Source organism: Planctopirus hydrillae (assembly GCF_001707835.1).
Taxonomy (GTDB): Bacteria; Planctomycetota; Planctomycetia; order Planctomycetales; family Planctomycetaceae; genus Planctopirus; species Planctopirus hydrillae.
On sequence record NZ_LYDR01000110.1, the window covers coordinates 98,811 to 120,724 of the forward strand.

The window sequence follows — 21,914 nt, forward strand, 5'->3', positions numbered from 1 at the left end:
GCATTTGCATCGCTCGGAATGACATCCATGTCATCGATGCAGGCATTGCCGGTGAATTGGTGTGTGAATTGGTTGCTGAGTCGTAAGTCTTGAGCTCGCAGGTTTCGTGGAGAGATTTCCGAACGGAGTTTTGCAGAAGTCGAAGAAAACGTCCAGACCGGCTGCCCGGTTGAATTGGGTGGTTTTGGTGTTTCCGGTGGTTTGGGAGAAAACCGCTGAATTACAATATCGGGGCGAACATGCGAGCCCAGTTTTCCTGGAGCTTCTGCCAGCGGGAACGTTTGAACCACAGGCTTTTCTCGATCGGCTCTGCCTGGCGAACATCAATTTCAAACTGCGAATTGAGCTGCTCGGCAATGCCTTTGTCGTACATCGCGACAGCAACTTCAAAATTCAGAAAGACGCTGCGGGAATCGAAATTGGGGCTCCCTACCAGAGAGTACTCGCCGTCCAGAGTCAAAGTTTTCGAGTGCAGATAACCTCGGTTGTATTCCCAGATCTCCGCACCCGCTCGCAGCAGCGGGCTGTAACTCGACCGGCCCGCCATACGGGTGTACCAGTAACCCTTGGCACCTGAGAGCAGTAATCGCACTTTCACACCACGCACAGCGGCACACTCCAGGGCCACGACCAGGGCGTTTGTGGGAACAAAGTATCCTGTGGTAATTGTGATGTGATGCCGGGCTTCATTGATGGCTGCAAAGAACAGCGCCTGGAATACGCTATCTTCCATATGCGGCCCACCCGAAACCACCTGAGCCTCGACATGACCATGTGTTTCGGGTCGGGGAAAATCGTCTTGCCACGAGATCTCGCGACCCGTGGCACAATGCCAGTCTTCTGCAAAGATCATCTGCAATTGCAGCACTGAAGGGCCCATCAGTCGCAGGTGGGTATCACTCCAGTGGCCAAAATGGGGGACGCGACTTAAATATTCATCGCCCACATTCATACCGCCTGTGAAACCGATCTCTCCATCGACAATGATGATCTTGCGATGATTACGCAGGTTCAACGACCACGATTCGAGCCAGCCTCGTCCCGGGACAAACGCTGAAATCTCAATTCCCGCTTCCCGCATTGGTGCAATAAAGCGGCGGGACAATCTCAATGAACCGATCGAGTCATAAAGAAATCGAACTTTGACACCCGCTCTGGCCTTTTCGATGAGCAGGTCTCTGAGCCGAGTGCCGATTTTGTCGGGTTGCCAGATGTAGTATTCGAGATGAATTGTCGCGCGTGCGTTGCGGATCGCGGTTTCAATTTCATCGAAGGCAATCCCGGCATCATGCAAAAGATCCACTCGGTTATGCATGGTCGGGCGGGATTCGGCAAGGCGGGTGGCGACCTTTGCCATATTGGATTGAAGTGGAGTTAATCGATCACTGTCCAGCAGATGTCGTTCGGAGAGTTCGGGAAGCCGATGGCTGAGTCGCCTCCAGGCCCTCAATCGATGTTTAACAGTCGATTCAACACGATTGATGCCAAAGATCAGGTACAAAATCGCACCAATGTACGGCAGCGTAATGATCGTAATGATCCATGCGACGGTGGCTGTTTCCTGACGGCGTTTTGTCAGGAGCACCACTGAGACGAGAGAAAACTGGAGTACAAAACTGATGACCGCCAAAGTGCCCGGCAACCAGTTGAACACGTCACAGTTCCTCTCAAGAGTGATCGTCGCCAGTCGCTACTGCTGGCTTCACGTGGACAGATTTTATTCTGCCCTGAGTGAAAGGACTTCGCTATGAAGGAATGCGATCGTTGCCGCTTTCTTCTGCGACGAAGCTCCCGATCGGAATTGATTGATATCGAGATAGATCAATCAAAGACGACAGTGCCGGGCCTTGAGCTTTCCCGATCTCGGATCAATTCCTGGGCGACACAGTCGATCGTCTCCGCACCGATCAGTTCTCGCCCCTCAGCAGACCCGGCCAGCAGTGCCAGATCGGCCAGTCGGCAGATCTCCAGCGGAATCCCGCGCGAGCGTGTGTAAAGCCGATCCACGGCCGCTTTGGTAAAGATCGGCAGTGAATACTCACTACGGGCCAGTCGCCAGCGGAGGAATTCATCGCAACGGGCAGATGACCAGATCGGCAGATCAATTTTGAGACCGCTCGATTCTTCGAGCCACGACAGAAAGGCATGCTCTTCTGAGCGACCAATTGCAAAGATCCAGGTCACGTTTGATTCACATCCCACCGATAGTGAGAGCAATCTGCGGAGAACGTGCGCCGCCGCAGGATCGAGTGTCTGGCAATGATCGATCATAAATGCCAGACGCTGGCCAGTGGATTTCTGGCCTTCGAGGAAATCTGTCAGCCGCGACCAGAGCCAGAGCGGGCTGTCTTCGACATCCGGGCCCAGTCCCAGGGCTTCGACAATACGCCAGAGCAGTTCGTGACGGTCGAGGCTGGTGGCATCCAGCAGAATCGCTTCGACTCCCACCTGCGAAAGCTCTCGAGCCAGGACATGCAGCAGAAACGTCTTTCCCGTACCACTGATTCCGCTCAGTACACCGACAGGTGCCCGCTGTTCCGCCAGATACCACAGGCGGGAGAGCGCTTCTTCGTGTTCCACACTGGCAAAAAAATCATCGGGAGCCAGCGTGAGCCTGAAGGGTGAGGGGCGCGTCAGTGAATCTTCCGGCATCATGACGAGCATCCGAAGACAAGCGATTGAAGAAGATAATCAGACCCGCCCACAGCATTGATGAGCACCGCTCGATCAACGTGGCGTTACCAGATCGCCAGCGCTGACCTGTCAGTACAGACTCGCAAGCGCTGGCACGAAGGCACTCAAATTCACAAATGACTGGCCCGGTGAATCAAAGTCGACTCACCATCTCCTCGAACAGTTTCTGGAGGAGGTCCTCACCAGATCCTGTAGGAGTCACGCCGTCAGTTAGTATGAGGATTCGAGCTGTTCGCGTTCGAGATTGTAGCGTTCCATCGCCTGAATCTGGTTGTAGAGCCTCGTTTCAGGGCCAGCAGGGAAATACTGGACATCGTCTTCGAGATAATAGGCTGAAGGCAATGTCTGTCCGCCGACAGTGGTCTGGAAGCAGCCCGACATTGAGGCTGAAGCCGACAGCACCATCAGGGCGACTGACATCCGCCATCCGGTCGATTGCATTCCGTTCATGATCTCTTCCTGGCCACAGGCGAAAATGGGGCCGCCCCGGGCGACCAATTCGACAATTCTGACAATCGATCTGGAAAGCATGGAATGTTCCATCTCTCCTGGCCTTCCAATCATCGGCGCCAGTTGGCCAGAAACTTCGCCACAATCCGCATAACCAGTGAAATTCTTACGGTCGGCAGTTTGATGAAAGGCAGTTTTCGTCAGTTCGCACGACGGAGAATCAAAGGCTGGCATATTCCGCCGATGATTCCCCAATCGCTGACCTGAACACTCAGACTCGACTCGAAACAGCCATTTTGCCACGCAAACCAAATAGCTCAGTCACCCTTTTCATACCCTGCGATCTGCCAGGCGGAGAGATCCTGGTTTTTTGGCACTCGTTCCATGTCGTAAGCTGTTTTAAATTAATACGTTGCGAAAAATTTAGTTGTCATCGGAACTCTCTTGAGTCTGGGGAAGAATCCTGCGACTCGGAGTGTCAATTTTTCCTCGATTCTGGTATGATCGAAATGACCTTAAGCCTTTGGCGCGAGAAGGATTGAGCCAGGGTACAAGAGAGCAACACACAGCCGGGAGTGACCGTTGTCCGACGCCGCCGCGACGCCTGCCCCTTCGACGAGTGAGTACAGTGAAAAGAACATTCGAGCCTTGGAAGGGATTGAAGGGATTCGTCTTCGCCCCGACATGTACATTGGCGATCGAGGCTCCCGTGGATTGCATCACCTCGTGTTCGAAGTGGTCGATAACTCCATCGACGAAGCTGTGGCCGGCTATGCCACCTGGGTCTCCGTAAAGATCAATGTTGATGGCAGTGTTTCAATCATCGACGATGGCCGCGGGATTCCTGTCGGAGCGATGGCCGATCAGGGGGGGAAGTCGGCACTCGAGATTGTCCTCACCAAGATTCATGCCGGTGGGAAGTTTGACCGTCAGGGTGGCTACAAGACCGGAACTGGTGGCCTGCACGGCGTCGGCATCACAGCGGTCAATGCCCTCAGTGAATGGCTTTCAGCGGAGATCCGTCGTGAAGGCCATGTCTGGACCATGGATTTTGCACGCGGCACCCGCACGACTGAATTGACCAAACTCGGCCTGGCCGATGTCACCGGCACCAAAATTACTTTCAAGCCCGATTCCACGATCTTTACCGAGAGCAAGTTCGTTTTTGATGTCCTTGCCAAGCGACTGCAGGAACTGGCGTTCCTCAACGCAGGGATTCACATTCGCCTGGCTGACGAACGAACCGAACAGTCCGAAGAGTTTCACTACCCCGATGGATTGCGAGAGTTCGTCAAACATCTGAACCGCACCGAAACCACCTTGTACTCGGATATTCTTTCCATTGAAGGAGAAGTTGAGGGCGTCAAGGTCATGGTCTGCCTGCAGCACAACGATGGCTTCAGCGAAACCGTGCGGGCATTCGCCAACAACATTTACAACATGGAGGGTGGAACTCACCTTTCGGGATTCCGCTCCGCACTCACACGCGCCATCAACAACTACGGCAAGCGCGAAAACCTGTTCAAAGATATCGACACCACTGGGGATGACTTCCGCGAAGGTCTGGTGTGCGTGATTGCCGTCCGCGTGCCGCACCCTCAATTCGAAGGTCAAACCAAGACCAAACTTTCGAACGGAGAAGTGGAAGGGATTGTCAACTCGATTGTCTTTGAAGGTCTCACCAAGTTCTTCGAAGAGAATCCAGGGATCGCGAAGAAGATCTGCCAGAAGGGTGCGATGGCGGCTGAAGCCCGCGAAGCTGCCCGCAAGTCCCGCGAAATGGTACGCCGCAAGGGGGCTTTGACTTCCGGAGGCCTGCCCGAAAAGCTGCGCGATTGCCGCAGCCGGGAACTCGACATCACCGAGCTGTACCTTGTGGAAGGGGACTCAGCCGGTGGTTCTGCAGATACCGGCCGCGACTCCAACACGCAGGCCATTCTGCCACTGCGTGGTAAGATCCTGAACGTCGAGAAGGCCCAGCTCGTCAAGATTCTCGACAATGCGGAGATTGCCAACCTGTTCAAAGCCGTCGGAATCCCACCGATGGCGGAACTGGAAGATGTCACCAAGCGACGGTACGGCAAGATCATTCTGATGACTGACGCCGACGTCGATGGCAGCCACATCCGGACGCTGCTGCTCACGTTTCTGTTCCGCCACATGCGGGCGCTTGTGGAGCACGGCTGCATCTACATTGCCCAGCCACCTCTTTATCGAGTCATTCAGAAAAATAAGACTCGTTACGTGCAGACACACGACATGATGATGACGGAGCTAATCGAACTCGGGATGAACGGCACCCGGCTCGTTGACCCGAATGATGGCTTCACCTTTGAGGGCGAATCGCTCAGACACGTCGTGAATCTGATGCGGCGGCTGGCCGAACCTGTCGAACTTCTTGAGCGACGGGGAATTTCTTTGAAATCTCTCGAACCGCTGCTCAATGCAAATTTCAAGCTCCCGCAGTATCGGGTCACGATTTCACGAACCGATCACTGGTTCCATGCTCGCGAAGAGGTGGAAGCATTCCTGCAATCCGAAGCGGCTCGTCGCGGCAGCGAACTGAATATGGCTAACAGCGATGCTCAGCCTGTCCCTGCAGAGACGACCAAGCCCGTGGAAGGTGCTGCTCAACTGACAGACCTTCACGAGATCCGCACGCTGAACGATGTGCTCTCTGATCTCAGGGGCATTGGAATTCAATTCCGGCATCTTATTCCGGCTGGTATGCGCGATGGCGAACTGGTCTTCCCCTTCCGCATCGAACAGGAAAAGTCTGTTCTTAAACTGCAAAGTCTCCGGGAACTTCTCGAAAAACTGCGTGCACTCGGCGAAGATGGTCTGACAGTCACCCGCTTTAAGGGGCTGGGCGAAATGGATCCCGAAGAACTCTGGGAAACCAGTATGGAACCGTCAGCCCGCACGCTTCTGCAGGTTCGTATGGACGATGCTGCGGCGGCTGATGAAATGTTCCGCGTCCTGATGGGCGACCAGGTGGAACCTCGCCGGGAATTCATCGAGAAGCATGCGCTGGATGTCAAAGATCTCGATATTTAACTATTGTCACTCAGAAACCAGTCGTACGGATGTCAGGTTTGAACAGCGCTTTGCGTGCCATGCTTGCAGCAGCCTTTGTGCCATGCTAGCAGCTCTGGGCAAACATGTCTTCGCCTCAACACTTCGCTGTGATCTCCTGGAAAGCATCTGCAAGCGAAAATGGCTTAGGTATCAACAACTCATCGTTTCAAATTGTGTTCGATTTCAGACCCTTTTGTTGATCATCAAATCGACGGCAGGAAGAAAAGCGAGATCATGGAGACTCCTCGAACGACTTTCGAAGGTCCTCGCCCCATTCCCTTTCAGGCTCCTCAAGGCGATCTGGCGATCCTTTCAGGAACTGCCAATCCCTTGCTGGCGCAGCATGTGGCCACGGCTCTGGGAGTCAGTCTGACTCCGTGCCGGGCTCATATTTTCAGTGAGGGAAACGTCTTCGTCCGCATTAAGGAAAATGTCCGCGGGAAAGATGCCTATATCATTCAAGGTTGTCATTTTCCGGTGAACGACAACTTCATGGAACTGCTCTTCTGGATTGATGCACTCCGGCGGGCCAGCGCTCAGAACATCACGGCTGTGATTCCTTTTTTCAGTTATGCCCAAGGTGACAAAAAGGACGAACCTCGCGTCTCGATCAGGGCTCGTGTTTGTGCCGACGCCATTGAAGCGGCTGGTGCAGATCGTGTTCTCACCATGGATTTACACAGCCCGCAAATTCAGGGGTTCTTTCGTGTTCCTGTTGATCATCTTTATGGTCGGCAGGTACTGGCTGAGCACGTCCGCCGGTTGCAGATTCCAGATCTTGTGGTGTGCAGCCCGGATGTCGGCTTTGCAAAAGGTGCTGCCGCTTACGCCAATCTGCTGGGGACACCGGTGGTCATCGGTAACAAACAGCGGACAGACCACTCTGAAACGGTGGAAGTGCTGGAGGTGATCGGTGATGTCAAGGATCGTAATGTGCTGCTCGTTGATGATCTGACGATCACAGGTCGCTCTTTGATCGCGATGGCCGAGACATTAAAGAAGCGGGGCGCACGAGATGTCTATGCCGCTGTGACTCATGCCGTCCTTTCGAAAGGGGCCAGTGAGCGAATTGCACAAAGTCAGATCAAGTCGATGTTCGTGACGGATACCATCGAGAACTCATTCGATCCGCTTCCGCCGAATGTTCAGGTCGTGACTGTCGCACCACTGTTTGCCGAAGCCATTCGCTCGATCCACGAGCGCACCAGTATCAGCATGCTCTTCCCGGATGGACGTCCCATCTGCCCCTGAAGATGCCGTCGTGTGGCTTTCTGGATTGAGCAGCGCGCTGAGTGCCATGCTTGCGGCTCGGAGCAAGCATGTTTGACTGGCCCTTAACACACTATTGAATTCTCAGGTGCAGTTCTGAATTCCGGGGTGCTCTTCGCAGGTGATTGTTATGAGCCCCAGGAAACGGGAGTGGCCTCCACGAATTGGCACTGACTGGCCATCAGGGCGTTGCGGGAAGTTTTCGCCAGGCGATCAATCATCCTGTAGTTAACCGAGAATGATCAGGAGGAGAAGGAATTAAGGCCTGCCTGCAATGGCAGGCTGGCGAAATCTTGCGTCACATTCGTAATCCATGTGACAAACGAAAAAAGCGAAAAATAGCCTCCAACTGGATTCGAACCAGCGACCTACGCTTTACGAAAGCGTCGCTCTGCCAGCTGAGCTACGGAGGCATGTTGTCTAGAAAATGTACCAGAAAGTATTTTCACGACAAGCCAGCGACTTTCGACTCAGCTTGAATTCTCAGGAACAATGCGGCAGACCCCAGCCAAATCGGCGTGAATGAACAGAGCCCCGGAATCAGAGATCAGCCACTGCGGACTGGAATTCTGACTGCGAAGTGATGATTCTGAAAGGAGTGTTCACTGTATTCCGAACATTGTCGGAAATCGTCGCAGCAGTTCCCGCGGGATGACTGAAATCGTTACCGCTGAGCTTCCGATCCGCATCCTACTCATGAAACATCTCGTGACAAATTCAACTTCACCAGCGGCCGACTACTTGGCGATAGCAGCTCGATACGCCCTTGCCGAACAGGATGTCGCGCAGTTGTCATCGAACCTCATGGAGGTTCAGCAGGAGATCATCCAGGCTTGCGAGAAGTCTGGTCGTCTCCCGAACGAAGTGAAGCTGATTGCCGTCACGAAATATGTCCGCGCGCCGGTGATTGCTGCCCTGTATGATTTGGGTGTGCGCGATGTCGGCGAAAGTCGTCCACAGAATCTGGCTCTCCGCCGCAGTGAAGTCGAAGACTTGTTCCGATCAATTACCAGCGGTTCGAGTCGTGGCGAGGGGCTACCAGCCGATTTGAAATGGCATCTGATTGGGCATCTGCAGCGAAATAAAGCGGATGTCGCCTTGAGTAAAAGTGACGCGATCCATTCGTGCGATAGCGAACGGCTCCTGGCCAGGCTGGATCAACTTTTGACGGTTTCGCCGCGCCCATTACCCCTCTTCGTCGAGATCAACGTCAGTGGTGAAGCCTCGAAGCATGGATTCACACCTGACGAAGCGCGAGCCTGGTGGCGAACTCAGGCGGTCGAGCGTCCTGCAGGTTGTATGGCCCAGAGCCACCTGCCTGTCGGCCTGATGACAATGGCCCCGATCGATGCTTCGCCGGCAGAGCTCGTTCAGATTTTCAGTGGCCTCAAGGCTTTGAAAATCGAGTTGGAAGCCATATCCCCGGAGTGTCGCTTGCCATGGCTCTCGATGGGGATGAGTGGCGATTTCCCCATCGCGATCGAATGCGGTGCCACACATGTACGCGTGGGCTCCCGGCTTTTTCAAGGTCTGTCAAATGGCTGTTTCCTCAATGACACGCCACCAGCCTGATGAATCCTCACTGAGTTCAAGAGGAGCGATCTACCAGGCTTTTGAAAGTCCAGATGGGAATCGATTTCAGTGACTTAACGGGCGATCGTGGTAAATCAACTGGGATTTTCCGGCGACGATGGCCAGACCCGCGGGGATCTGACCCAGACGCAATTCCTCAATCAGCAGTTGATCGTCGATCTTCTCCCAGAGGGGCGCCTTTCGAGCGATCGATAGTTTCTGCCTCAGTCCAGGATCCGTCTTGATTTTCGAGATCACTACTGGTGGACGGGCTGGCTGAAGATGGGGGGCCCGTTGAAGATCACGAGCCGGTTGAATTCGACGATCTGGTGCTTTGACGAACTCAGGTTGTTGTCGAACCGCCGGGTTCTGGCCCTTATTGTCGATCGGCAGAACTGGTTCCCTTGTTGGCAGATGAGGAGTCGGAGCGTGTTGCACAAATCGCGCTGTTTCGGTGATCACGATTTGCCAGGTCGCAAAAAGACCACCAGCGCAGAACATCATCATGATGCCCCATCGGGTGGCCACTCGCCGATCTCTACGCCGCTTGCCAGCCTGCTTTGCCAGAATCAGGATGGCCTCTTTTCGTCGCTCACCTTCGCGACTCAAGTTCGCGTCATCGATCATAAGTTCCTCCCCCGTGGATGGCAGGACGAATGGTCTCGCATGGATAGCCTGATCTTGAGGTGTTGATTTCCTCGAATGCAACCTGAGACATGGCGGCTTTTTTCAATCGGTCGATGGCTCGACGAAGCCTGCCATCAATCGTCGCAATCGATAGTCCCAGAAACTCAGCCATGCGGTCGAGTGTCCATGATTGTTGATAGCGCAGATCAATCATCTGAGCGAGTTCCGGATCGAATTGAGAGAGCTGTTGTCGTAACCAGACCAGGCGGTCATGCGCTTCCTCGTCACCAGCCAGAGCGGCAGGCTCAATGCCGACTGTTGACTGTCGGTATTGAGCCGCCTTTTGTTCTCGCTTCTGGCGGCGGGCTTCCGCTTTGAGCAGATCGTAAGCCGTCGATTTTACCACCAGATCCAGCCAGGCATCGAGATGCTGTTGATTCTCCATGGGTTTGATACAGCGGAGAATTCGCAGCATGGCTTCCTGCACCACATCGAGACCGAACGACTCGTCGCGTCCGGTGATGCGCCGAGCCGTTCGGTAAATTTGTGGAAAGTATTCCCGATAGAACTCTTCAATAGCCTTCACAGATCCAGCAGACATCGCTCGGGTGAGTTCGCTGATGGGCTGATGCACATGGTTTCTCGGTTGCAGGTATTAGATCGATCGGGGAATCGTCTCAGAGAGCAATCCTTTGAAACTACTTGGCCGCTGCCGATTTTTCGAGAGCATCGAGTCTTTTCTGCAACGCGGCGAGTTCGCTTGAGGTCGCTTCAGAGGTTTGCTTTAACTTTTCCATGACAGAAACAATTCGCGGCAACGCCTCCGACAGTTGATGGATCTGTGCTGCCATCTTTTCCAGTTCCGCCTGAGATGTCTCAGCGACCTTTGCAGTTTTCAACTCGTCAGACGTCGGCGTGAGAGCGATAATCGCCTCCTCGACAGCGGCGACCTGCTCCAGAGTTCCTCGAACCAGCACGGTTTCGGTTCCTTCATGCACCTTCATGGAGACCGAATTGGATTCTCCAATCGCTTCGAGAGTAGCCTGAAGGAGAGAGAGAGTTTCATCCAACGCTGCTCGACGATCATCAGACCTGCCTAAAATGGTTCGCAAAGAGAAGATCTTCAAAACATTTTCTGGGGCATCTTCGGTGGGGTCGACTCCGAATACAGTAATGCGATCAGAATTTTCTTCGCCGTCATCAATCGTTTCGTAGGCAAGACCCGGAACGGAGATTTCCAGCAGCCTCAGGATATTTCTCAGTTTCACATTCTTGAGTGAAATGTTCGGCAGCACGGGATCGGTGGCAGGGACATTGGATTTGGTAATCACAATGGCCTGAAACCCCGGATAGACCTCTTTCAGGTGCTCAATCGCTTCTGATAATCGCACACCCTCCAGATGAATTTCTGCAATCACCCGATCCTCGACTGCGACTTGGCTTTCCGCCGGAGCGTCGGTTTCCTGGGCCATCAGTAGCGAAGGGAAAGCTGCCAGCCATGTCAGGCAAATGGCAAAGAGGGCGGTTACAGAGCGTTTCAAAAGCATGTTGAGTTCCTTGAAAGAGTGATTCGGTGACCGCAATCCTATCACGAACCCTGTTCATCAGGACGTCATCGATTCGCCAGGCTCAGGATGTCGTATCATCGAGAAGTGGATGCAGACTTTTGAGGCACAGCCTGTGACAAGGTAAACCCTGTGAGACTTTGCCTGACAGCCAGCCAACGCCAACGATGACAATTGAAAAACGACGCCCAGGTTCTGATTTCTCGCGAAAAATCGGGAAATCGAGAATTCTTTGGGAAATAGATCGCGGTTTTGGCTTTCAAAAAACGAAGGCGGGGTCGGTCCCAACAGACCAACCCCGCCTCGAAACCTCACCGCAAGTGCCGGGCACTCACGCTGGCATCAGGTTATGGGAGAACTCCCCAGCCGTATGGCATCGTGTCGACACCACTTGGACCAGGAGGAGCAGTGCTGATTCCGTTGGCATCTGTGAAGTCGTTGTATGGATCAACGTCGAAGATGAACGGCGTCCCAGCGAAACCAGTGTTTCCACCGGAGAGCTGATTAACGTTGGCGTTGACACGGAAGGTGCTGGCACCCATCCCTGGGAACAGGAAGGTGGGGGAAGTTCCGATGACCAGAGTTGGTGGCAGGTTCGTGCGGTTCGCTTGCCGCTGCGCGTTGCGTTCACGTGTACCGTTGGTGAACGGCCCATTGTCGTCGGCACCGCCGTCAGTGTTGTTATCCTGGGTGATGGTACGCGACTTGAAGACCGATTCGTTGTTATTGTAGAAGGCCCCAGTTCGAGTAGCGATGATCCCTTCTCCACTGTTACCAGTGAAGATCAGATCAAGACGGGCGAGCGGATCTGACTGGTAGCCTGACGGCGTGAAGACGTCGTTGGTTGGATCTCGCGGGTTGGTATTCTGGTCGGACCATGCTCCACCGGTGGTATTCGGCGTGACGGTCGACACGAACGATTCAAAGGTCACGTCTGCACCGAAGTGGCCGCCGAAAATATTATTTGTAACGCTCGCCACAACGCCGGCTCTCGTATCAGCGAATCCGCCTGCGTCAGTGAAGCCGTTTCCGCCATCTGCCGTACCGACCCTTACCACCAGACCGGTCGTGTCGAATACTTGTGATGAATCGCTGATCCGCCCGTTGGCAGTGATTTCATTCGTGTTGATGTTGAGCACGAGCGTGGGAGTGTTGAAAATACTGCCGTCCGCCGCAAGAGCCGTGTCTGCCAACGCGTCAACGTTCTGCGTTGATGAGGCGGTATTGATGATGTAGATACCTTCCAGTTCGCTACGGCGGATCTGGTTTTGGTTGCCGCTCGTGCCGTCGCCAATGTTGACGGTTGAGCCAGCGCTGCCCCGGTTCAGAATGTTGAGCCCGCGCCTTTGGCTATCCGCAACATCGTTACGGGTCATTGTCAGCGTAGCGCTGGAGACGCCAGACGCGACAAGTTGCACACCGTCACCCTGACTGTTGCCGACCAGATTGTTGTCCATGGCGATATTCAGCGTGGCCGTGCCGTTTGAGGCAAGTTGGACACCATCGTTGCCGGAGAACGTGATGACATTGTTGGTGATTAAAGCGGTGTTCGAACCGCCGGAAGTGATGACGATGCCGTTGGATTCATTACTGTTTATAAAATTATCGTTGATCAAATCCGTTCCGGCGCTGGAGCCGGTGATGATAATTCCATTTGCACCGTTGTCACTGATCTCGTTGGTCACGATATCGACAAGGTGGGTGACGGAGATGTCGATGCCGTCGCCACCGTTTCTTACAACGGTGTTGCCCGTGATCAGAGAATCGATGGTAGGACTATCGGTAACGGCGGCATTGACCGAGAATTGAATTCCGTCGCCGCCGTTGTTCTGGATCGAGTTGGTGTCGATATCAACCTGGAGGTCAGCATCAGCCACCAGTTGTGCCGCAATACCACGGGCCCGGTTGTTATCGATTGTATTGTTACTGATAGTGTAAACATCAGCATCGAGATCGCGGGCACGGGCGGTGATATCAATACCGTCGCTGTTGCCTGTGATGATGTTGTTGTCGATCAGCACATTGCGGATGAACGAGTCGGCTTCGCGATCGAAGTGGAGACCATCACCTGTACCGGTGTTGGCGTTGAAGGTCGATCCCGTAATTGAGACATCGGTAACGTCGGCAAACGATCTCGTGTTGAGCGAGAATCCGTGACTGCCGTTCGCCGAGGAATTGATGTTTTGAACCGTAATGGCATCAACAGTAACATTGGGAACTAAAGTGTTGTCTGTTAATGTGATTTCAATCCCTTCAGCAGCATTGCTGTTGAAGATCGTTGTCGAGGCATTGGTGGCATCTCCGATCGTAATACCGTCAGTCGGGCCAGCGCCGATAAACGTGGCCGAACCGACTCCTCGAAGTGAGAGACCCTGGCCTGCGTAACCTGCAACCGTACCGACCTGGGTATTGGAAATTGTCGTGCCAGAAATATCGACATTCGCACCGGCGGTATTGCTCAGTGAGACCGCCACACCCGCGCCGCGGTTGTTGTCGACAATATTTACGAGGCTGGGGTTGGCTCCCGCTTCCATCGTCAGGTTGACGGCATTGGCATTGGTACCGTTAGCAACAACGTTAATCCCGATGCCCGTGTTGTTGTTGACACGGTTGTTGGCAAAGGTCGTCGTGAGCTGCGAACCGTTCTGGACGAGGAAGTTCACGCCCTCGGCACCGTTGGCAGAAATCGAGGCGTTATCGGTGAATGTCATCGTCGCCTGGGCAGTGTCAGCGAGGACGAGATTCACACCTTGATCGCCGTTGTTATCAATCGTGTTATTCGTGAAGGTCTGGTTCAGGATCGTTGTTGAATTGGCGGCGAGATTGATACCCGCACCACCTGTGTTATTGGTGATGGTGTTGGCATCGTAGACGATATCGATGGAGCTGCCGCTGGTGGGGTTGATCATGCGGATACCGTCGCCGCCGGTGTGGCCGTCGATGGTGTTGTTGCTGATCGTACCGCCGATGGTGCTGTTGACGACGTTGAATTCGATGCCATGGAGACCGTTATTGGCAATGTTAGCCAAAGCCGCATGGGGAGCCATCGCCTGAGTCACGACGAAATTGTTGGTTCGGACAACTTCGGCGTCGGCTGAAGGTGTCGATACCACTGATCCCGTGGTGATAGCCTGCAAATAGGGATCCGAGGCGTTGATGTTGACCACATAGCCCTGGTCGGCCAGCGAAGCGGTGGTCGTGCGGCTGATTGGGTTGTCCACACCCGGGTTGAGGAAGCCGGTCATCAATTCGTTATCGTAAATCGATTCACGCCAGTGAGAATCGCGAGTTCCAGGGCCGCCGGTGTTTTCGACTGGCACGCCAGTTTCGACGTTCGCGAAGCGGGCATTGTATTCCGCCGTTGCCTGAGCACCCGTGAAGCGTGGATCGGCTGTGCCCGCTCCCTGTAGTAACCCTTGAAGATTCCAGACGGTACCAATCCCGAGAACGTGTCCCATCTCATGGAGGATGACATCGTAGAGCTGTCCGCTGGCTTCGAGACTGGCGAGATCCGCACTGTCGAACCGCATAATACCGTTATAGGGCAGGTTGCTGCCGGCGCGGATTCCAGTTGGCCCGGCTTGGCCCAGAATGCCACCGGCCCCATCGATTGCCACCCCTTCCGCGGAAATCCGCAGGTCATCGATGATGTCGCCGCCACCAAGATCAACGTCGGCGAGGTCACCAGTGATGAGTTGCGACCAACGAGCTGACGCCTGGGCAAAAATGGCCTGTTGAGAAGGTGTCAGTCCACCGAGTAGTACGACCTCGATATTGAACTGGCTGATGGGGGTGACAGAGCCTCCACCAAGACCATTCGAGTCGATTAGGAAGTTGGCGAAGCTCGAGTTGTCGAGATCAATATTGATCCCGTCGAGAGTATTGCCCGAGATCGAACTGTTATTGATGATCTGGAAGTTATCGGCTGTGGAGTTGACCAGAGTCAGGTTGATACCGTTGGCCAGGTTGCTGTCGATCGTATTATCGTCAATCACCGAGCCGCTGAAATCACCACCGGTCGTCGCTGTGAGATTCACACCGTTACCACCGTTACCGGTGATCGTGTTCTCGGCAATGGTCAGCACAAGTGGCCCGGCTGTCGTGGTGGGATCAACGACGCTGATGCCGTCGCCTGCGACTGAGCCAGTGATGGTGTTGCCGCGAAGTTCTACACCGTTGGTAAAGTCGGACCCGTTGACAACCAGTTGAATGCCATTCAGTGCGTTGGCATCGATGAGCAGGTTGTTGTTGATCGTGGTCGTAGCGACCGTCGAGCCGTTAGTCAGATCAACGACGATGCCTGAACCACCATTCCCGCTGATATCGACGTTATCGCTGATATTGAGCGTGTTGAGGTTCGAACCATCGAGAGTGACCAGTACGCCATCGAGATCGTTGTTGCTGAAGGTATTCGTGTTAATGTCGAGGTTGAGTTCGGTCCCTGGCGTCGTCGAGTTAAGCAGGCTGACCAGAAGACCGGCACCATTTGTTGTTGTGTTCGACTGCGAGTTCGTGACAACAATACCAGCTGTCCCGGAGCCGTTGGTGACGGTATCACCGACAATTGCAATCCCTGCCGCATTGCCGGAGGATGTCCCCGAGGTGTCGGCCAGCATCGAGTCAATCACGATCCCATCGGCAGTTGGCAAAGTGGCAAGTGAGTTGAGCGCCAGATCAACCGGCACTGGCAAGCGAGGTTCGGTCACATCGTTGTCGGTGCGAGTCAATACCGAGTAAGTGCCGGTTCCCACGCCTGGTGGCAAAGCACCGAGAGCCACATTGGTCAGAGCAATGTCGATGGCGTTGTCACCGTTGGCGGAGAGAACAGTTGGCCCGGTCAGGTTGACTGCAGCAGCACCAAGGATGGTATCCAGATTGATGTTAATGCCGTCGAGTGTGTTATTGCTGATCGAATCGTAGCCAGCGACGGTGACTCCCGCGTTAAGGAGGTTCGTCATCGAAATGTTGACGCCGTTTCCAGCGTTGCCATCGATGGTCTGACCAGTGGCTCCATTGAGCAGCACCAGGCCTGTGCCTGTCCCTGTGCCGGTCATATTGACATTCACGCCATTGCCTGGCCCGTTGTTAAACGAACCCGAGAGGCTGACGATCGCAGTATCGACGTTGGTGAACGTGGCGTTGTATTGACCCAGCGTGTTGCCGCTGATGTCGTTGTCGCCTTCCATCAGGAGGACGGCTGTGGTGCCGGCTCCTGTGCCCGCCATCTGCACACCAAAGCCCTGGTTGTTGGTGGCCGTTGAGGTGTCGATGCGGGCCGTCATGTAGGCCCCGTTCGATGCAGCGAAGTCGTAGCCATCGCCGGTATTGTTGTTCGATTCCGAATCGGCGAAGAGTGTGCGGGCGATGGTATTCGCACCGTCAGCAGTGACATTCACGCCGTCAAAGACACCCGAAGTTCCGTTTCCGTTAAACTGGCTGCCGACACTGCGGAAGTTCAACTCACCACCTGCAGTCGCAGAGGCCACGAGTCCTTCTTCTCCATTGCCGTTGAACTGCGAATCGATGGCACCGAAGGTGGCGACGGAGTTGGCATCGCTCACAGTAACGTTCAAGCCACTGAGCGTTGAACCCGTGAGGAACGAATCCTGGATCACACCGGTAAAGGTCGAACCACCTGTCGAGGAAACTAGCATGCCATCAGCACCGGAGCCGTTGACAGTGACATCTTCGAGCACGGTGTTCAGAGTCGAGGCACCTGAGGCGGTGAAGTTCAATCCGTTGCCGGTCGCAAGGTTGAAAGTGCCGTTCAGAAGTTCGAAATTCTGTGTCGCTCCGAGCAGCGAGGAGACGACGACTGCGTCGGCACCGGCATTATTGCCAGTAAACCCATCAAGTGAGACATTCGCGATCGATCCCGCACCGGTCGCCACGCCATTAATGGCGTTGACGAGGTTGTTGTCGAAGGATCCGCGAAGACCGTTGACAGTCAGCGAACTGCCTGAAGCAACGTTGTAAACAAGACCGCGTTCCTGGGTGGCACCACCATCGCCGATGACATCTGTCAAGCCGAGGCCGAGCGAAGAAGCATTGGCAAGATCGAGATTGATCGCGTCTTGCAGACCTGTTCCGCCTGTAGCTTGCCCGTTGTTGGAAACATCAACATTTGTGAGCAGAACTGTCCCTGTGGCTGCATCCAGAACTGCATTCAGGCCGTTCGCACCGGCACCGCCGAATTGCGAGTTGGAGAGGTTGGCTGTGACGTTCGCACCTGCCGTCGCATCGATGTTGAAACCGTGACGGCCGGCGCTGGTGCCGTCGATATTGGCACCGGCCACCGAAATGTTGGCTCCTGCACCTGTACCGATCAGGCTCAGTGCATCTCGGCCATTGTTCGACAGGTCGGCCCCGTTGAGTAACACGGGGTTCAATACTGTTCCCACGATGCCACTGGTCGATTCCAGCCTGATACCATCCAGAGCGTTGCCTGAAGCATCGATCGGTGTGGTCGAAGCGAAGGTACCGGTCGCATTGTCAATCGACATGACAATACCAGAGCCTGCCGTGCTGCCGGTAAAGGCATTGGCACCACCGGTGGAGGTGAGAGCGACATCAATATCAGCACCGGATGCACCAGAGATGTTCAGGTTATCCAGTTGGTTGCCAGTGCTGGCCAGACCATCGAGCAGCAGGTCGAGATCAGCATCTGCGGCAATGCGGGTACCAAAGCCCTGGTTGTTGGATGTCGTAACTGTCCGAATTGTCCCTGTACCATCGACATTCGACAGATAGATCCCACCGGCAGTGGCGGAGCCGGCTGTGTTGTTGTTTGTGATATTCAGGTTCTGCAGCAGGAAGTTGGTCGAACCGCCAGGAGTATTGGTGATGCCGCTGCCAAGTGCGTCCTGAATGTTAAATGCCGAGACTTCGTTGTTGCTGGCCAGCGTGACGACATTGCCACCCGTGCTGGTGAGTGTGGGATAACGACTGGGGTCGTTGAAATCAAACTCTGGCAGAGTGAATGTCTGCTGTGGGATCGAGAAGGGGCCATAGTTGGCATAGCCCTCGATCTGATGAACCTTGCCTTCACCCAGCAATCGCTGGAAGTCTGTGAGGGTGATCGAATTGTTGTAAGGAGTGACGCCGCTGTTTCCTTGCCTTACAAGAATCAGATCGGCAGGTGGTGAGTTGGCGGGAAGCTGGGTCAACGGATCTTCATAAGTTCCAGTACCGGTTCCACCATTGGGATTGGCACTATCAACCCACGTGATGAAGTAGGCTTGATCATCCCGAGGATTGATCACCGGAATGGCAATGCTCGTACTGTAAGTTGTGGTTGAGACACGCCAGTTACGCTGCACAGAAGTCAGCATGCGATCCTGAGTATTCAGGCGTGGGAACCAGACAGTGGGGACAAAACCGGCGAAACGCCATTCGACATAAGCGTTCACGCGGGTTTTAAATGTGCTGTCGTGAGTTGCAATCACACCGGCTGTCAGGTCTGTCGACAACTGCGCATCGAGGCGGCCGCGCACACCAGAGACGTTGTTCTGTGTCGCATCATAGAAATAACCACCGCCATAAGCGCGCAGCCATGACATGTTCTGCGAAACAGGAACGCCCAGTTCGAAATCGGCCCCGCGAAGAGCTTCTTCACTCAGGTAGCTACCGGTGAAATTGAGCTGATTTCCAGTGTAAAACAGTGTATTGGAAAGACCATTGGGTCCAATGACTTTGTCGCTGCTGCCTGTCGGCAGATAGGCGTTGGCCCGCAGATCAAGGTTCTGACCCAACGATTCGAAACCAAAACCAATCTGGCTGTAGCGATTCGAATAGGTCGTTTCGTCATTGTCGTAGTAAACGTTGGCACCCCAGATGCGATCTCGACCAGCATCGTAAACACGGCCGATCAAACCTACATTCACGCCGATCTTACTGGTGTCGGTAATCAGTAATCTGGCCTGTGGAGCAATCAGGAACTGCCCGTCATTGAGCAGTGGTGTCAGAGCACCAATCTGCGTAAATCCATGCTGGTAACCAACCCCGCTGTTCGACTGATTGCGAACATCGAAGTAGGTGCCATTGAGCATGCCACCACCACTGAAATCCTGCATGGTGGCCACGCCGAGTTCGTCTTCTACAGATTGCGCGACAGCAGGAGCGGCCATTGCCAAGAGAAGAGCGGACGCCAGGCTGGGTTTTGTAAGTGGCATTGAACGATCTCTCCAGTTTACTTGATACGCATAGCCTGCGATCTGGCAGGCCGAGGCCCTCATGCTGCGAAATTGGCTGCAGAGCGGCCCTTTTTGCCGACTCGAAACCATGGACAACTCAATTCGTGCCCACACGTTCCGTACAGCCACTCCGTCGAGTTATCGTGAATATTCGGTCTGTAACGATTCTGATCTTGAATACGGTTGAACCGTACCTGAGGGTTTTTCAGGCTGTAAGGGAGGGAGAAGAGTAGAATCCGGCGATGTTTCGCACTCGATCTCTGGATCGAACCGCAAATTCTGCCAGTAAAATTCATAAAGCCCGTGACTGGCGGATGACCTGCGAGTTGCAGAGAGCCTGGCTTCTGTTGCCAGCGACTTATTGGACGTGTTGAAAGCGATCGCATTCTGGAGCGATTCGGACAATCAACGAGCGATGCGGCCTGAGGGAAGAATCCTCGAGAAGATGGCCGGCAGTTCATCGATGGCGATGTCTTTGGGGCTTGCCCGGTCACCCTCTTCAATGAACGCATGCGAGCATGCAGTCGGCTGGCGACACAGGGCTGTGACACTTCAGCGTGATAAACAAAAAGTGTCCGTGCCTGAAATGAAATCAGACACGGACACACAGCGAAACGTGTTGTTGCAAAGTCTCAGGCATTAGACGCTCGCATCGTGCCTGGGCTTTGCTGATGTGACCTTCTGAACTTAAGCCGCCGGTTTGGTTTCGGCAGTTTTCGCCTTCTTGGTTTTGGGTGTTGACTGAATCGACTTGAGCTTTTCTTTCTGGGCCGCGGTCAAGACACCTTGAAGTTCTGCATCGCGTTTGGCTTTGAGAGCTGCCAGTTGCTTTTCCAGGCTCTCAATTTCGTCTGCATACTTCTTCTGGATGGTATAGACTTGCTCTTTCTGCTCGCCCGAAAGTTCGAGTTTGCCAAAATTATTGGGTAGACGCGGAGAATCTTCTTTATCGTTCGCTGGTTTGGCACCGGCTTCGGTTTTGGGAGTCATGGCTTTTTTCGCGCCGTCGGCCTGAGCCAGCAGATAAGTACCGGGGGTAGAACGAATACCCAGGGCGGTGGTTTCTGTATGAGCAGGTTGCTGTTCAGAGCTTAGTGGCAGGGTTTCTGAGGCGAACGATAAAGTCGATCGTCCCTCGTGATTCCAGAGGACTCCACTCAGGACAGCCCCACTCAGGAGCACTCCGCCCGTCAGTCGCATGAGACCGGTAACTCGACGCATACTCAATTTCCCCATGATCAATGAGCGTCTCGCAGATCCTGTTGCCGGTCGAGCGTAGCGGCAAAATGTGCTCATGCTGCGATAATCACTGAACACACTTATCGCATATTTGCCGCCAGTCGATGCCGACCGCAAGGAAAATCTGGCTGAAAAAGGGAAAAACGGCGAAGGCTCGCGTTCTATGCAAATCGCGGACTCGAAATGGAAAACGGTCAATTTGCAGTTCGTGGCAGGATCATGTCCTGGTGCCAGAACTGATTCAGATCGATCATCAACCGATTGAACTTCTCGATATCGAGCGGCTTCGTCAGGTAACCTTGCACCTGTAACTTCTCTGTTTCGACGAACGTGGCTTCGTCTGTCGAAGCCGTCATGATGACGACCGGGATCGATTTGATCTGTTCTTCGGCACGCAGTTCCGCCAGAACATCTCGACCATCAATACCGGGTAAACCCAGATCCAGAAAGATGAGATCCGGCCGGGGGGCTCGTTGATAAATCCCCCGCTGATGGAGAAACTCCAGGGCCTGCTCACCATCAGTCACCCAGGTGAGTCGATGTCGCAGGTGACTGTTCTTCAAAGCACCAATGGCAATACGCGAGAACATCAGGCTGTCTTCGACCAACAGGATCTCCATCGGGCGGCCAACGGTTTCTGTATTGATCATTTGACCTCCTCGCGAATGAATCACCTGCCTTAAGGATTTTCGCTTGGAAGATCCTGTTCCAGCAAGTGACCTGTGAGAAAATCCCTGCTCAAGAGGACGAATACTGGTCTCACCAGAATTGCGAATAGCTGGTGATGTTGCGTCTGTTGTTGACTGACCACTTCTTGCGAACGGGAGATGAGCCCCATGAAATGACCACGAGCGGAGTACCTCCTGACTCCTGTGCCGCGCGGGCAACGGGTCAGTACTGCCATTACTTTGAAGAAAATCGTCGGTGTCAGGTCGATAGATGTCGATCATTATGTGCACAATTCAAATAGCGAAAAGAGTCAGCGAAAGCGATTCGTCGGCGAAAATGGAGTTGTTGAAAGAGAATTCCGGTACTCACGAGAGCTCATTTCTGAGAGGCTCTACCGTCTGGGAGGGAAAACCCTTTCAGCAAACAAATTTGTCAGGTGAGTTTGTCCTGCAGAATCCTTCTGACACAAAACGCAGTGCTCCGTTGTGATCAGAGGGTCAGGTGGAGTCGAAATGCTCCAGGCAATCAACACCAGGGATTGACACCTGACGACCTGTGA

The 21,914-nt window shown here is 54.1% G+C and carries 12 protein-coding genes and 1 tRNA gene; 3 read left to right on the forward strand and 10 right to left on the reverse strand.

Annotated elements, in window-relative coordinates; genetic code table 11:
• Positions 1–220: 220 nt before the first annotated feature.
• The 3 genes from cls to A6X21_RS13160 all read right to left on the reverse strand — a co-directional run bounded on the left by cls (position 221) and on the right by A6X21_RS13160 (position 3,225).
• The gene (gene cls / locus A6X21_RS13150; RefSeq protein WP_068848582.1) at positions 221–1,654 is read right to left on the reverse strand and encodes a cardiolipin synthase; all 1,434 of its coding nucleotides are present in this window, start codon (positions 1,652–1,654) and stop codon (positions 221–223) included.
• Positions 1,655–1,821: 167 nt separating this feature from the next.
• Positions 1,822–2,655 carry an ExeA family protein gene (locus tag A6X21_RS13155; protein WP_165603793.1) on the reverse strand — a complete coding sequence of 278 codons (834 nt, stop codon included), beginning with the start codon at positions 2,653–2,655 and terminating at the stop codon, positions 1,822–1,824.
• A 249-nt stretch (positions 2,656–2,904) separates the two neighbouring features.
• Positions 2,905–3,225: a hypothetical protein gene (locus tag A6X21_RS13160; RefSeq protein WP_230849376.1), complete on the reverse strand. Its 321-nt coding sequence runs from the start codon at positions 3,223–3,225 to the stop codon at positions 2,905–2,907.
• A 501-nt stretch (positions 3,226–3,726) separates the two neighbouring features.
• Here A6X21_RS13160 and A6X21_RS13165 point away from each other — a divergent pair.
• Positions 3,727–6,201 (forward strand): DNA gyrase subunit B, encoded by a 2,475-nt coding sequence (locus tag A6X21_RS13165; RefSeq protein ID WP_068848586.1) that lies wholly within the window; start codon positions 3,727–3,729, stop codon positions 6,199–6,201.
• A 255-nt stretch (positions 6,202–6,456) separates the two neighbouring features.
• Positions 6,457–7,473 carry a ribose-phosphate diphosphokinase gene (locus A6X21_RS13170; protein ID WP_083233604.1) on the forward strand — a complete coding sequence of 339 codons (1,017 nt, stop codon included), beginning with the start codon at positions 6,457–6,459 and terminating at the stop codon, positions 7,471–7,473.
• A 358-nt stretch (positions 7,474–7,831) separates the two neighbouring features.
• On the opposite strand, the gene A6X21_RS13175 is transcribed toward A6X21_RS13170, so the two are convergent.
• A tRNA-Thr gene (locus A6X21_RS13175) sits at positions 7,832–7,904 on the reverse strand.
• 295 nt (positions 7,905–8,199) lie between these two features.
• On the opposite strand from A6X21_RS13175, the gene A6X21_RS13180 reads away from it, so the two are divergent.
• Entirely contained in the window at positions 8,200–9,063 is an 864-nt protein-coding gene (locus A6X21_RS13180; RefSeq protein ID WP_165603794.1) for a YggS family pyridoxal phosphate-dependent enzyme, read from the forward strand.
• A 66-nt stretch (positions 9,064–9,129) separates the two neighbouring features.
• Here A6X21_RS13180 and A6X21_RS13185 read toward each other — a convergent pair whose 3' ends face one another.
• The 6 genes from A6X21_RS13185 to A6X21_RS13215 form a co-directional block, all read right to left on the reverse strand.
• Positions 9,130–9,690 (reverse strand): hypothetical protein, encoded by a 561-nt coding sequence (locus A6X21_RS13185; protein ID WP_068848588.1) that lies wholly within the window; start codon positions 9,688–9,690, stop codon positions 9,130–9,132.
• Positions 9,680–10,324: an RNA polymerase sigma factor gene (locus A6X21_RS13190; RefSeq protein WP_068848590.1), complete on the reverse strand. Its 645-nt coding sequence runs from the start codon at positions 10,322–10,324 to the stop codon at positions 9,680–9,682. Before A6X21_RS13190 ends, A6X21_RS13185 begins: the two co-directional genes overlap by 11 nt.
• Positions 10,325–10,388: 64 nt before the next feature.
• A complete protein-coding gene (locus A6X21_RS13195) occupies positions 10,389–11,237 on the reverse strand; it encodes a hypothetical protein (RefSeq protein WP_068848592.1) in 849 nt (282 codons plus the stop codon).
• Positions 11,238–11,602: 365 nt separating this feature from the next.
• The gene (locus A6X21_RS13200; RefSeq protein ID WP_068848594.1) at positions 11,603–19,426 is read right to left on the reverse strand and encodes a right-handed parallel beta-helix repeat-containing protein; all 7,824 of its coding nucleotides are present in this window, start codon (positions 19,424–19,426) and stop codon (positions 11,603–11,605) included.
• A gap of 708 nt (positions 19,427–20,134) precedes the next feature.
• A complete protein-coding gene (locus tag A6X21_RS13210; protein WP_131818331.1) occupies positions 20,135–20,668 on the reverse strand; it encodes a hypothetical protein in 534 nt (177 codons plus the stop codon).
• Between the two features lie 212 nt (positions 20,669–20,880).
• The gene (locus tag A6X21_RS13215) at positions 20,881–21,336 is read right to left on the reverse strand and encodes a response regulator (protein ID WP_068848600.1); all 456 of its coding nucleotides are present in this window, start codon (positions 21,334–21,336) and stop codon (positions 20,881–20,883) included.
• Positions 21,337–21,914: the final 578 nt, after the last annotated feature.

Excerpts from the sequence above, each read along its gene's own strand:
- A6X21_RS13155 (WP_165603793.1), bottom strand. The coding sequence starts at position 2,655 with ATGATGCCGGAAGATTCACTGACGCGCCCCTCACCCTTCAGGCTCACG.
- A6X21_RS13160 (WP_230849376.1), bottom strand. The coding sequence starts at position 3,225 with ATGCTTTCCAGATCGATTGTCAGAATTGTCGAATTGGTCGCCCGGGGC.
- A6X21_RS13170 (WP_083233604.1), top strand. The coding sequence starts at position 6,457 with ATGGAGACTCCTCGAACGACTTTCGAAGGTCCTCGCCCCATTCCCTTT.
- A6X21_RS13185 (WP_068848588.1), bottom strand. The coding sequence starts at position 9,690 with ATGATCGATGACGCGAACTTGAGTCGCGAAGGTGAGCGACGAAAAGAG.
- A6X21_RS13195 (WP_068848592.1), bottom strand. The coding sequence starts at position 11,237 with ATGCTTTTGAAACGCTCTGTAACCGCCCTCTTTGCCATTTGCCTGACA.
- A6X21_RS13200 (WP_068848594.1), bottom strand. The coding sequence starts at position 19,426 with ATGCCACTTACAAAACCCAGCCTGGCGTCCGCTCTTCTCTTGGCAATG.
- A6X21_RS13210 (WP_131818331.1), bottom strand. The coding sequence starts at position 20,668 with ATGCGTCGAGTTACCGGTCTCATGCGACTGACGGGCGGAGTGCTCCTG.
- A6X21_RS13215 (WP_068848600.1), bottom strand. The coding sequence starts at position 21,336 with ATGATCAATACAGAAACCGTTGGCCGCCCGATGGAGATCCTGTTGGTC.